Below are 12,737 nucleotides of genomic sequence, written 5' to 3'. Positions count from 1 at the left end.
CTCGACTCCGTCGTGGCCTCTGCGGTACACCGTACCGGGCGGCAAGCCACCCCTAGGGCGTGCCCGGAGGTGAGTGGGGAGGTGTGCCCGGAGCGGTCGGCGGACCGGCGGCGCCCGGCGCCGTGAGCTCCGGCATTTGCGGCGGTGTCGCAATCGCCCCCGCACGCAGCCGCTCGTACACGAGATCGAAGGTGAAGCCCGCGCTGAATCCCAGCGGGATCGCGAAGAAGAGCAGCCTGCGTACGTCCAGCTGGTCGAAGAGGGCCGGTACCGCCAGGAGTTGAGAGGCGAAGTAAAGCAGGACGGTCACCAGGCCCGCCCCCAAGCCCCTGATCCCCGCCCGTACCCAGCCGGTCTCCGTCTCGAAGGAGTTGCGGATTATCGCCCCGGCCACCGATGCGAGCAGCGGAGCCGCGGTCAGGGCCGCCAAAGCGCGTGCATCGGCACGGCCCGGTCCGTCGGCGAGGACGAGGGCCGCGAGGGCTGTGACTGCACACAGGACGGCGACCGTCAGCCCGCCGCCGGTCCGACGTGCCGACGACCGGTCAGCGCGCTCCTGGATTCGAGCCGCCTCCGCGCGTCGGGTTCGCTGCCGCATCAGACTGGCAGTCAGCCGCGCCGCACTGTCCGTGGACCAGTCCTGACCGAGCAGAGCGATGTCCTCGTCGTCCGCATGATTGCGCACCTTGTCGAGGTTGACCCACACCTGTCCGGCGCCGCCTCCGAAGGCGGCAACCGGCAGGACCGGAATGCCTTGCGCCATCGCGACGATGCCGGCCACCCGGGTGGCCTGCCCGCCGCCCACCAGAAGAACCCCGTCGCAGTTCAACAGCGTCCGGTAGTAGGAGACTTCCCACTCGCCACTCGTGTCCCGGTAGGTGTCCAAGGCGACCGAACTGCCCTCGGGCAGGGCGAAGGCGATCTCTCGGTGGCGCGGTGGATACGCCGCCACCCTGCCGGGGTTCTGAGTGTCGGTCCCTTCGGCGTAGCCGTGCACCACATCATGTTCGATGTAGGTGGGTTTACTGGAGAAGACTGCGATGTCACATCCCGCCCGAGCCAGTTCGCGCCCAAGCTCTCTGCAGGCAGCACGAGCCTGGCCGACCGCGCGCAGCGGAGGATTGAAGGCGCGTGTTCCGTCCACGCTGCCGACGACTGCTATCAGTGGACGTTCGCGCTGCGCCAAGACCATGCGTGATTTTATCCCGACGATCAAGATCATCTCTGGTCAATCCCGGGTTTGACCGGCGGTCACGGCGCCCCGTGAGTTGAACTGCGCCTCCGGCGCACGTCATCTCGGAGGGGCCGGGCGGTGCCGGGTGCGGGATCTGCGACTGGTGCGGCCGGGGCCGTCCGCACGTCCGATCGAGATCCCGGCGCGCGGGACACCCTCATCTACTGAAGGACGCGCAGTGCACCGGTCGGCTGCGGCTGGTGTCCCTCGCCCACCGGTACCAGGCGGACTTCCTCCAGATTCACGGTCAGCATGAGTCCTGAAAGGTTTGGGGAGTTGAGACGGAAGACGTGATCGGTGCCGACGAAGTCACGCCGTGGAGATGTACGTATGCGTCCTGGACGCTGTCGGTGGCGGCGTGGATCAGGCTGGTGAAGTGGCGTTGTCCCTGCCTCTTGGTCAGCTACTGCGCGGTGGCTGTGCCATCTCCGGCGAAGGCCGTCAGGCCGGCCGGCCGCGGTTCGGGCGAGGACCCGCCGAAACCACGGAAAGTGCTCGGGCTGGAGGTGGAACCCCGGCTCGGGCGCTGGCGGGTCGTCGCCCTCATGAGGCCGCTGGATTCCCGGGTAGATGTTCTGGTCGTCGACGGGTTGATCAAGGTGGTTGTCGGGGGTGTCCAGCGCGCCGTTCAGCCAGCCGCCGGTTCCCCGTGCTTGCAAGGCATGCACCGTGACGATCTGCCGCAGATCCCGCATCAGCCCCAACCGCACGTCATCACCAAAGCCGCCCTCACCCTGGCCGAGTTTTGCGCGATGCGCCAGGCGCGGTGACCCGCAGGCTCCACGGCCCCCTCTTACGTTCGCTCGACTCCGAACGCGCGTTCGCCAAGGCCTTGACCGACGAGGAGTAACCCTCGTTTCCAGCCCGTGGTGGGGGTGAAAGGGTGTTGACCCGGAGGCGGTCCGCGCAGCCCCGCACAGGCCACATCTTCTCACCTCGGCCTGTTCGAATCCCGGCGCTGTACGTGCCGCTTGAGCATGGTCATCGCGGTACGCGGGATGGAATCGTCCCAGGCCATGGCACGAGCGACCATGCTTTTGTCGACGCGTTCGGAATCAGCCATCGGAGGTATCAAGGGGACCAGGAAATCTTCCTGGTCCAAGTAGACTTTTCTGACAGCGCGATACAGTACGAGCTCTGCTTCGTAAGCCCTCTGCCACATTCGGCCTTCAGTCACGTTGTATTGCAGAGCCGAAACGGGATAGCCTGAAGTCCCCTCCGGCTGCTTCCCGAAATCACCCATGAAGACGCTAAAGTTGAGTTGGTGGATTGCAGAGCTGCATTGATTCCAGCCCTCCAACTCTACCTCGTGCCATCCTGGAAAATTCTCAGGATTTGTCTGCGCCCAGTCATGGCTAGCCATGCTGAACATCTGACGCCTGATAACGGGGTGGCAGTATGCGCCATTGGAGTAGGCTTTGATCTCCTTACGGTGCGCGTCGTGCAAGGCGTAAAGCATGGTGACCGCATACGACATCCGCAAGTATCCCAACTGTGGCACAACCTGCTCGGATGCGCCTTGGAAGCCGAGCCACTGGAAATCCAACGCCCAGAGAGTGCCTATCAGATCGACATCGGTTTCGGCGAAGCGGCGATAAGTCCGCTCTTCAACCTCGCCGCGAACCTCTCCTCGGGACCTCAAGAATTCTAGTGCCTTCGCGTGGCGACGGTAGACATGTGCCGATTCATGGCCAACGAGGAAAGTGAGTGCAAGCATGGCCAAGCACTCCGCGTCGTACTCGAAATCCGGTGATCGGACCTGCGCGTACAGGCCCTCCAAATCCGTCCACCACGATACCTGGCCGTCCATCCGAACCCTACCGAAGAGAGGCTCCAGAGCTGGAGGAAGCCGCCAGTCACCGTTCGCCCACACTGGCATGTACACGTGAGAGCGTCCCCAATATCGGAGCAATAGGTGAGCCAGCACGTAAAGACGGCACACCACTCCGACGGGGATCACCAGTACGTACTCACGCTCGCGTAACTCCTTGGCGCGACAAGTGAAGAACGGAGAATTCACGATCTCCACTCGTGTGCGAAGTCCCACCCTATGGTCGAGGAAGGCCAGGTATGCGCGATGCTTGTTGAGCACACATTCACATAGCTCGGCCATTCTTTCTCTTAGTGAAGGAGGAAAGTCATCGCGCGTGACGGCCCCCCCGTATAATTCGATGAAATCATCTGCCAGCACGCGGTAGTCCGTCTCTTAGCTGTCGGCGCTGCAGATTTTACGGATGCCCATATGGGCAATTTTCACGGAAAGGACAGTTACCGGAATATCAATCTTGAAGCTCGCGGCTAGCAATGCATCCACGATCGCTGCGACCAGAAACTGGTCGTTCTCCCCCGGGTTTTCAGCGGCTCGTTGGATCTCCTCATGTCCGCAGATAACGCTGCGCAGCCTCCCGCGTATTGACGCGAACCACCTGCGTGCGATGAAGACCCGCTCCTCGTCGTCATCATCTCGGCTTCCCAGGTCATGTTCCAAGAGATGTTCAGCGATCAGCAGATCAAGATCGCGCTCCGACAAGCCTAGCAAGTGATCAAAAACTTCCCGCAAGCTGCCCTCCACCGTGGTCGCACCTGGCCCGTGACCGCCCTTCCCGGCGCTTGTCGACGAACCAGCCGTCGAAAGGAAAAGCTTAGTCGGAGCCAATAAAAGTGGTCTACCCCACTCCGCAGGACTGCCAAACAAGCAAAATGCGGCAGTGAGCGTTTTCAGCGTGGCCACTGATGGGTGACGGCGGTAAGATCGAGGTGAGGGCCGCAACGCACGAGGCCCCCGTGCCGTTGAGGGAGGTTTTCGAAGTCTCAACCCACCGGCACAGGAGCCCTGTTGGTTCCCTATCCTGCCGCACTCGACCTCCCACACGGGCTGGTCGAGTGGGTCACGATGCTCATCGTCACCCGCGAGGGTGGCCGACGGTGCAAACTCCGGCCCCACCAGCGGGCGCTCGTCCCTCTGGTGTACCTACGCCGCCACGACACCCTCCCCCGGATCGCGGCCGGCTTCGGGATATCCGTCGGCACCGCCCACGCCTACGTCACCGCAGTGACCAGTCTGCTCGCCGACCGCGCGCCGGGCCTGTTCAAGACGCTGCGCGAGCACGACCCGGAGTTCGTCCTGCCGGACGGGACCCTCGCCGAGTGCGACCGCGTCGGCGACAGTCGGGCCGGCTACTCGGCCAAGCACCGCGGGCACGGCGTGAACGTCCAGGTCGTCACCGATCCCGCCGGCGAGGTGCTATGGATTTCGCCCGCGCTGCCGAGCCGCACCACGACCTGACCGCGGCCCGCACCCACAAGATTATCCGGATCTGCGAACGCCTCGGAGGTCCGATCCTCGCCGACCGCGCCTACCAGGGCGCCAGCCCCTGGGCCACCACCGGCCTCAAACGCCCACCCGGCGGTGAACTCGCCCTCACCCAACGCACCGTTAACCGGGCCCTGGCCGCGGCACGGGCACCGGATGAACGCGGCAAAGCACGGCTGAAGTCATGCTCGCTGCTGGCGGCTCGCCGCAGCCGGATGGGCGGACGAGCCGGGCAAGGCCCCGGAGCGTGGACGGCAGCTGCGGCGTGCACACCCCTATCGCGTGAACGGAGGATAGAGGTGTTGCTGCCTCCCAGGGGGCACATTGACCGACGTGAGGTGCACACTGCCGGCAGCTCGCAGTGCAAAATGTCACCGCATGAGCCGGTGCCGTGTGGTGACGTCGTTCCTTCAGATCGTGATCCAGGCATGTCCAGGAGGAGGGTGCCTCATGCGGCCACCCTCGCGGAACGGGAGGGTGAGCGGCCGCTGTTGAACGCCGTGGATCAAGAACCCGGAATGTCGAACAAGGGTGGCTGTGAGGCCGGTGGGACGTATGAGTTCACCTTCGGTCTCTTCTTCGTGCTGCGGCTGCGGGCCCGTGTCGCCCGTGCGCGGGGCGTCTCCTCGCTCGTTTCGAACCCCAACACGACGCTGTACCCCTCACGGGCACGCTGCAGCCCGAAGTCCCGCAACTGCTCGACGCTGGTTTGCACAGTTCAGACCAAGCCGAGCTTCACCAAATCCGCGAACTCTGAGCCGACGAGGTAGCGGCCCACCCTTTCGTAGCTGAAGATGCGCCCACCCTGACTTCCGAGCGTGCAGTCGTCTTTGAGGAGAATGCGGGCGTACGAGACGGGAATGTACATGCCGTGGGCCAGCTCGGAGGTAGGGGCTGCCGAGTCCCGCCAGTGTGCGAACTTCAGGAAGCATGAGTCCTGGGAGGGGCGCCACTCGTGGGAGCGTGCAGGCTTGGAGCTGATCTTTGCAACACGGTCCAAGCGGTCCATCTGGTCCAGGAGTTGCTTGTTCACCCGGTATTCCTTGGTCCGGGGACTTAGTCGTTTGTACTGGACGAGGACGAAGCTGTGGCTGGGGTGGTGGTAGTAGATCATGTCCGTGCCTAGTCGGCTCTCGACCGGAGTGGCATTGACGTTGACGCCCTCGAGGCGGCGTCCGGTGGAGTCTTCCAGGACGTGAATGTCACATCGCACGTCACTGAGGCGTCGCCAGTCGTCGAAAAGCAGAGCCTCGCTGCCCAGCCCGGCGCGTACGTCGTGGTCGATGAGGCTGTTCTCCACAGGGTCTGGGATGAGGCCCGCGAGGTACGGCGCGTCCCGTGAGGCGGGGCGTCCCCAGGCCGACAGTGCGGAGTGAGGGAAATCGGTTACCCGCGTGAGGGACTGAGCCGCGTCTCTCTGTTCCTGCCACGCACGGTCCGCCGCGTCTTCGACGTCGAAGCGGATCGGGTTGAGATTGGCGAGAAGCCACTCGATGTACTGGGCCAACTCGGGATGTTTCCTTAGGAGCGCTTCCTGGAGAGCCTGCCAGGTTGTCATGCCGCAGTGTCCCGCGCTTCCGGAGAGGGCCTGCTCCACATGGGATCGATGCGTCGAGGAAAAGGAGGCCAAGATCCCGTCGGGACCGTCCAGAGGCACCGGCCGCGGACATCTGCGCATGGGCTCGATGGTGATGCTGCTGTCGACAGGCCCCACGGTGTTGAAGCGCTGAACCGATCCGACCCAGGTGATGAAGCGGCCGTGTTCGGAGAGCTCCCTGCGACTGTTGCCCGTGGGATAAGTGCGGTTGTCGCACACCAGAAACGCTAACCGGGTGCCGTTGTCTGATGTGTCGAGCCCTGGGAAGCCCTTTCGTAAAGCGTTCCGTGACGAGCCAGTCGGATTCGTTCTCGGCCATCTAGGCCGAGGTGAGGGTCACTATGTACGTCATGATCGGACTCTATCGACGGCGCCATGGCAGCAAGCGCCGGTCCGGCCCGGCAGGCGCTGCGCGGGCTCGCGGGGCTGAGCCGGGTCCAGTTCGAGGCCGGGACGACTGAGTCAGTATCGTCTGCGACGAGCGAAGGGCTGGTGGAGCTGCGTCATGGCAGTAGGGCAACTGGCCCGGATGCAGAGGGGCGACCTGCCTTGCGATGACCAGTCGCTTGATCACGGTGGACAAGTCTGAGGCGCCCTCGGGGAAGCGAGTCGGCCTGAACCCTCCCAATCTGCGTGACGTGCCGTCAAGAAAGTCAGCATTTAGTCAGCATCGGCCCCCACATTCCGAAGTGGCTGTCTGATACGACGCCTGGTCGGCAGCGTCACGTCAGCCCGGTGCCCACGGAAGTGCAGGTCAGGAGCCTTCTCGCCAGAGGCAATCGATTTTCCTTAGGATCTCCGATCGGACGCCTCCCGGTGTAGAGTGCAGAACGCCCTTGACCTGCATAAAGCTGGCAGGGAGCCGTCCTCTAGGAGCTCACATTGCTTCGTACCATGTTCAAGTCCTACATCTGACATCTGGACGTTTCCGCAGGTCACGGCGGTACCGGTGGGCCTCCGGTCAGCAAACGCTCAGCATCGGACCAGACCGTGTCCCGGCGATGCCGAAGCGGGGCGTGACTACGGGGCTGGTCCGATGGCCGCCTGGTCCGCACTGCAAGGCCCCGCACGGCAAGCCGGCTCGCCCGTGGAACAGGCCCGTTCATCAAGGCCCCGTGACTGGTCCAGGCCCATGCGCTGCCCGCGCGTACAGGTGCCGGCTCCGGGATGCTCTGGGGGGGGCACAGGGCTGAGAGGAGGGCCGCGTCACGCAGGGTCATGCGGTGCAGGGATGCGGGCTCCTCATGCGGAGAGCATCATACCTCTATTCCTGCGGTCAGCCTACGACAAGGAGCCATACCCGGCGGCCAGTCGAGGGTGGGGACCCGGAGCGCACCCCGGAATCCGTCGTCATCCAATATCGGAGGCGGCGAGATTTCCGCCATGGACAGCCGCAAGGTTGGTTGCCGGTCTCGTGCTGCAACGAGGTCGCAGCCGCCATGATCGGTGTGGTCGCGCACGGAGCGTACCAAGTGCGTGAACAAGCTCCACTCGAACGAGCACAAGCCAGCGAAACTGAGACCAGAATGCGGGGAAGACCAGGGGAGCTGCCGTGAATGCAGCGATGGAGCTGTTCAAAGACCTTGCTCCGGCTTAAGCGCCCGGGGATGTACAGCTGCTTCTCCCCTTGGAATGGGCTGGGCGCCGAGGTTTCCGTAGCGATGTGGCTGCGTGCGTTGGCCGCAAGTCCATCAAGGAGGTCCGTCGCGCATGTGCAGGCATCCCATGCCCGGAAGTATCAGAAAGACCGCCCGCATCTTTGAGCCCGAGCGATAGAAGCCACTCTGAGCGGACAGATGCTCCTCTCCTTGTCGCAGCAGGTTCTTCGTCTGCTGTGGTACAGGGGCTGTACCCATTCTGACCAGCGAGAACGCAAGCGGTTGCCCGCACTCGGCGGTGTGTTGGTCCGGGGCTGGTCCGGATCTTGGTCTGACGTGATGTTGCACGGGCTCTCCCTGTGGCTTGGTCGGTGGTGCACCGGGCAGGGTCGCAAGCTTCCGCAGCTCTGAGCGCCCTTTTCGGCCGAACGGGGACCGACTGGCAGCGGCCCCGGGCGGTGTGGGCATGTTCGCGTTTGGGGAAGGCAGGTCCTCATACCCATCGAGTTCGCACTTCAGCTGTTCGTCGGCCCCATCTGTTGATGCGGCGCCCAGATCTACGAACCGGATCACCAGGCGGTTCGAGGAACATGCATGGCGGTCGTGATGAGCCCGTACCGGACCATCCATCGGCCGCGGAAGCAGTCCGTGGGCAGGTTGCCGATGACGGGTGCCGGTACCAGCGGCCGGGCCTGGCATGTGCCGGCCGTGAGATCGAGTGCCACTTCTGCCTCCCGGAACTCCAGTTCGCGGCCGGTCAGCGGGTACCACGTCTTGAAGGTGCTTTCCTTGATGCTGAACAGAAGCCGGTCCCAGCACACTTCGGGGCGCTGGGCGGTCAGTGAGCGTACCCAGAGGCGTTCTGCCGGTGTGGCGATCGAAGCGAGGAGGCCCTCGGGAAGGGGCACGTTCGGCTCCGCGTCGATCCCGAGCGCGCCGACGTCCTGCGTACGGGCCACGGCGGCCGCGCGATATCCGGCGCAGTGGGTGAGGCTGCCGACCAGACCGGGCGGCCATCCCGGCGCGCCTCGGCGGCTGCGCGTCAGCGGAGCCGGCTCATGTCCCAGGCGGGCCATGCCCCGCCGCGCGCACAGGCGTGTGGTGGCGAATTCACGCTGACGTCCAGGAGTCGCCTCGGCGACGGCCTCCGCCTCCTCGGGGAAGAGCGCGGTCTCCGGCGCCCAGACCTCGTCACCGTAGACGGCCTCGACGACGACCCCGGCCGGCACGATCCGCTCGATCACGTGACTGCCTCTCTCGACGGACTGCGGCTGACCGCCCACGCTACGCGGGCGGTGAGGCGGCGCGCGTGCGTCCGGCCCCGGCTCTGGGGTGCGTGCTGGGGGTTTCACCGGGGTCTCGGCGCCCAGTGTCGGCCAGGCTCGTGACCGACACGCGCCCGCGCCCGAGACCGCTGCTGCCGCGGCGCTGTGACCGGATGCGCGGCGATCCGAAGGGAGTAGCACAGACTCATGCCCCGCCCCCGCCTCACCTGGTCCAGCTTCCGCACCCACATGGCGTCGTCGCGCACCCGCTACCTGGTCTACCTGGGTGGCTGCCTGATCTTCTCCGCGGGTGCGGCCTGCTTCATCCGATCGGACCTCGGCACCGATCCACTGGACGTGTTCGCCCTGGGTCTCCTGGGACACCTGCGGCTCACCATCGGGATCGCCCAGGCACTCGTTGCCGCAGTCTGCATCGCCGTCTGGGCCGTGTGGAACCGGCGGCCCCCGGTCCTCTCCCCGTTCATCACCTTCTTCCTCTGCGGCAGTGTGATCGACGTGCTGCGCGCCGTGGACGCGGCCGGGTATCTGCCCGTGCCCCGCACGGTCCTCATGCTGACGGGAGCGCTGCTGTGTACGTACGGCTCGGCCCTGATCATCATGAGCGGTGTGGGTATCCGCGCCATGGACCTGGTCGCCATCACCATGACCCACCGGTGGCGCTGGCCGTTCTGGGTTGCCAAGGGGAGCCTGGAGCTGTTGCTGCTCGGTGCCGGGTACCTCCTCGGGGGACCGGTGGGCGTGGGCACCGTGTGCTTCCTGGTGTGCGTCGACACGCTGATCCAGCCGTGCATGCGGCTCAACACACGGTTGTTCTCGCTGGCCAACCACGGCCTCGAGAAGCCCGTGGGGCCGCGTCCGGCCTTCCGTCCGACCCTGATCCGATAGGCGCTGTCATGGATCTCGTGGCCGAGAATGCCGAGAATGCCGACAGGTGGGTGCTGCGGCCGGTCCGCCGACGGGCCGGCCGCATCCGGCTGCTGTGCCTGCCGTACGCCGGTGGGAGCGCCGCGGTCTTCCACGGCTGGGGCGACCTGCTGCCCGAGGCGGTCGAGCCTTGGGCGGTCAGGCTTCCGGGCCGGGACGCGCGCATGGGCGAACCGCCCGCGACCGACCTGCGCACGCTGGCCGCCGAGGCCGCCGAGGCCGTGGCGGGCCTGCTCGGGGACGAGCCGTTCGCGCTGTTCGGGCACAGCCTGGGTGCCTACTTGGCCTACGAGATGGCCCGCGCCCTTCGCGACAAGTGGGATCTGCATCCTTCGCTGCTCGCCGTCTCCGCCTCCCACGCCCCACGGGCGCGGGTCCGCGCTGGTGCGCCGTTGCACCGGCTGCCGGACGAGGAGTTCCTGGAGGCCCTCGACACACGGTACGGGGCGATCCCGCCGGTGATCCGTGAGGACCGGCAGCTCCGAGCGGTCTACCTGCCGATCCTGCGGGCGGACGTGACGATGCTGGAGACGTACGAGTACCTGCCTGGCATACCGCTCGCCTGTCCGGTGCTCGCCTTCGGCGGCTCGGAGGACCGGGAGACCAGCCGCGCGGGACTGGCGGCCTGGGGGGAGCTGACCGGCGCCGGTTCCTCGGTCGCCCTGCTGCCCGGCGGGCATTTCTTCCTCCAGCCGGAGCGGGAACGCCTGCTCTCCCTGCTGGCCCCGGAACTGCTGCGGACCTTGGTTCCCTGAGCTCGGACAGAACGAGGCCCCGTCAGCCGCCGCTGACGGGGCCTCATCGCTTGATCAGCGGCGTTCCGCGGTGATGAGCACGTAGCCGAGGCCGGGTGTGTAGAAGGTGTTGACCTCGGGGTCGAGCATGGCCTTGACCACGTCTTCACCGGCGATCCGCACCCACTCGTCGCGGTGCTCCAGCATCTGGGCGCGCAGGCTGACGCGTACCGTCTCGGGCACGAGGATGTGCGGGGTCACGTCCTCGATGTCGACGACCGTGAAGCCGGCCCCTTCGAGCAGCGGTCCGTACTCGTCGAGCCGGATGGCCGTGACGAGGGGGTGGATTTCCGACCAGTCCTTCTCCGGCTCGCGGAACATGTCGGCGATGGCGAGGCGGGAGCCGGGGCGCAGCACCCGGGCGGCCTCGCGGAGCGCCTGTGCCTTGTCGGGCATGTGGATCAGGGATTCGAAGAGCCACGCTGCGTCGTACGAGCCGTCGGCGTACGGGAGCTTCATCGCGTCGGCGCGCTCGAACCGGACCCGCCCGGCGAGCCCGAGTTCGTCGGCGCGAGCGGTGGCCCGCTCGATCTGGCGCTTGCTGACGGTGATGCCGACGACGTCGGCGGCGGCCGCCTGGGCGAGGCGGAAGGCGGGCTGGCCGATTCCGCAGCCGATGTCGAGTATGCGCTGGCCGGTTCTGGGGGCGAGCCGGCGCACCATGAGGTCTGTCAGGTGCGCGGTCGCCTCCTGGAAGGAGGAGTTCTCGTCTCCTTCCGGCCAGTATCCGACGTGCAGGTTGCTGTCGCAGATCCGGGCGTGGAACTCGCTGAACTCGTCGTAGAGCGCGGCGACTTCCTCGGCGTTGGACTGCGGTGTCGAGTTCATGTGCGGTGTTCTCCCTACTGCCCGAATGGGCTGGTGGATGGTGCTCTGGTTCTTCGGATCGGCCGGTTCAGTGCTCAGTGCCGGTCGTAGTACCAGGTCATGGGGCCTGGGGAGGCGGGATGGGCCTCCAGCGGGGCGAAGCGGTGGCGTAGTGCGTCAAGGGCGGGCAGCGCTGCCAGGACGGTCTCGAACGGCAGGCCGAAGTCGACGAGGCAGGCGATCTCGTCGACGCCGGTGGAGCGCAGCCGCTCCACGGTGGCCGCGCACTTGTCGGGCGTCCCGAGCAGGGAGCGCCTCCGGTAGTAGTCCTCGGCCATCAGCTCGGCGAGCCTGTCCTGTTCGGCCGGGTCGGTGCCGCGGGAGGAGCCGTTCACCTTGTCATCGGCCCGCTGCTGGGTCATGAAGGACGCGAGGTAGTTCTTCACCGGGCCGCGTACGGTGTCCCAGACGCGCTTCTCGTCCTCGCCGACGTACGTGTGCATGCCGATGGTCACGATGCCGGTCCGCGGGTCGTGGCCGGCCTCCTCGCGGGCCGCCCGGTAGCGGGCGATGTCCTCCCCGAGCTTCTCCCAGCTCGTCAGCAGCGACAGCACGTTGAGGCCCAGCCGGCCCGCGTCCTCCCAGGTCTGCGGGTTCGAGGTGTGCACCAGCCACAGGGGCAGTTCCGCCTGGGCGGGCCGCGGGTAGGTGCGGACCTCCAGCTCCCGCCCGCCGGGGCCGGGGAAGGGGACTGTTTCCCCTCGCCACAATGCGCGGAGGGTGGAGATGTGCCGGAGGGTGTGCTCCCGGCGGGTCTCGTAGTGCTCGGGGTAGAAGACGAAGTCGCCCTGGTGCCAGCCGGTGGCCACACAGACCCCTGCCCGGCCCCCGGAGAGCTGGTCGACGAGCGACCACTCCTCGGCCACCCGGACCGGGTGGTGGTGCGGGAGCACCACGCTGCCCGCTCGGATTCTCAGATTCCGGGTCGTCACCGCCAGGGCGGCGGACAGGACGGCCGGGTTGGGGAAGCTCCCCCCGAACTCCTGGAAGTGCCTCTCGGGGGTCCAGATGGCGGTGAACCCCCGCTCGTCCATGAACCGGGCGACGTCGAGGACGAACCGGTAGCGCTCGCCGAAGTCGTACCGGTCGTTGGCGGAGAAGAAATAGACGCTGAAATCCATGGC

10 protein-coding genes and 1 pseudogene are annotated in these 12,737 nt (G+C 66.2%); 4 read left to right on the top strand and 7 right to left on the bottom strand.

Going from position 1 to position 12,737, the window contains the following annotated elements:
* Positions 1-52: 52 nt before the first annotated feature.
* Entirely contained in the window at positions 53-1,222 is a 1,170-nt protein-coding gene (locus tag OG207_RS07435) for a hypothetical protein (RefSeq protein WP_329096999.1), read from the bottom strand.
* 302 nt (positions 1,223-1,524) lie between these two features.
* Between OG207_RS07435 and OG207_RS07430 the strand changes: the two genes are divergently transcribed.
* Positions 1,525-2,004, top strand: a complete 480-nt coding sequence (locus tag OG207_RS07430; RefSeq protein WP_329096998.1) for a hypothetical protein — start codon at positions 1,525-1,527, stop codon at positions 2,002-2,004.
* 161 nt (positions 2,005-2,165) lie between these two features.
* Here the strand turns inward: OG207_RS07430 and OG207_RS07425 are convergent, their stop codons facing one another.
* Together OG207_RS07425 and OG207_RS07420 are read right to left on the bottom strand one after the other, a co-directional pair.
* Positions 2,166-3,044 (bottom strand): hypothetical protein, encoded by an 879-nt coding sequence (locus OG207_RS07425; RefSeq protein WP_329096996.1) that lies wholly within the window; start codon positions 3,042-3,044, stop codon positions 2,166-2,168.
* A gap of 396 nt (positions 3,045-3,440) precedes the next feature.
* A complete protein-coding gene (locus OG207_RS07420; RefSeq protein ID WP_329096994.1) occupies positions 3,441-3,806 on the bottom strand; it encodes a hypothetical protein in 366 nt (121 codons plus the stop codon).
* A 264-nt stretch (positions 3,807-4,070) separates the two neighbouring features.
* Between OG207_RS07420 and OG207_RS07415 the strand changes: the two are divergent.
* A pseudogene (locus tag OG207_RS07415) lies at positions 4,071-4,765 on the top strand (transposase family protein); the annotation flags it as partial.
* A gap of 500 nt (positions 4,766-5,265) precedes the next feature.
* On the opposite strand, the gene OG207_RS07410 reads toward OG207_RS07415, so the two are convergent.
* The gene (locus tag OG207_RS07410) at positions 5,266-6,363 is read right to left on the bottom strand and encodes a hypothetical protein (protein WP_329096992.1); all 1,098 of its coding nucleotides are present in this window, start codon (positions 6,361-6,363) and stop codon (positions 5,266-5,268) included.
* A gap of 1,948 nt (positions 6,364-8,311) precedes the next feature.
* Positions 8,312-8,986, bottom strand: coding sequence for a 4'-phosphopantetheinyl transferase family protein (locus OG207_RS07405; protein ID WP_329096990.1), 675 nt, complete (start codon positions 8,984-8,986; stop codon positions 8,312-8,314).
* Positions 8,987-9,214: 228 nt separating this feature from the next.
* Here OG207_RS07405 and OG207_RS07400 point away from each other — a divergent pair, with 228 nt between their 5' ends.
* Positions 9,215-9,913, top strand: coding sequence for a YczE/YyaS/YitT family protein (locus tag OG207_RS07400; RefSeq protein ID WP_329096988.1), 699 nt, complete (start codon positions 9,215-9,217; stop codon positions 9,911-9,913).
* Between the two features lie 8 nt (positions 9,914-9,921).
* Positions 9,922-10,707 carry a thioesterase II family protein gene (locus tag OG207_RS07395; RefSeq protein ID WP_329096986.1) on the top strand — a complete coding sequence of 262 codons (786 nt, stop codon included), beginning with the start codon at positions 9,922-9,924 and terminating at the stop codon, positions 10,705-10,707.
* A 54-nt stretch (positions 10,708-10,761) separates the two neighbouring features.
* On the opposite strand, the gene OG207_RS07390 is transcribed toward OG207_RS07395, so the two are convergent.
* The gene (locus tag OG207_RS07390) at positions 10,762-11,574 is read right to left on the bottom strand and encodes an SAM-dependent methyltransferase (protein WP_329096984.1); all 813 of its coding nucleotides are present in this window, start codon (positions 11,572-11,574) and stop codon (positions 10,762-10,764) included.
* 74 nt (positions 11,575-11,648) lie between these two features.
* A complete protein-coding gene (locus tag OG207_RS07385; protein WP_329096982.1) occupies positions 11,649-12,734 on the bottom strand; it encodes a MupA/Atu3671 family FMN-dependent luciferase-like monooxygenase in 1,086 nt (361 codons plus the stop codon).
* Between the last annotated feature and the right edge of the window lie 3 nt (positions 12,735-12,737).

The sequence above is a fragment of the Streptomyces sp. NBC_01439 genome, assembly GCF_036227605.1.
In the GTDB taxonomy this organism is placed as follows: domain Bacteria; phylum Actinomycetota; class Actinomycetes; order Streptomycetales; family Streptomycetaceae; genus Streptomyces.
This window is presented reverse-complemented; position numbering and strand designations above follow the sequence as displayed.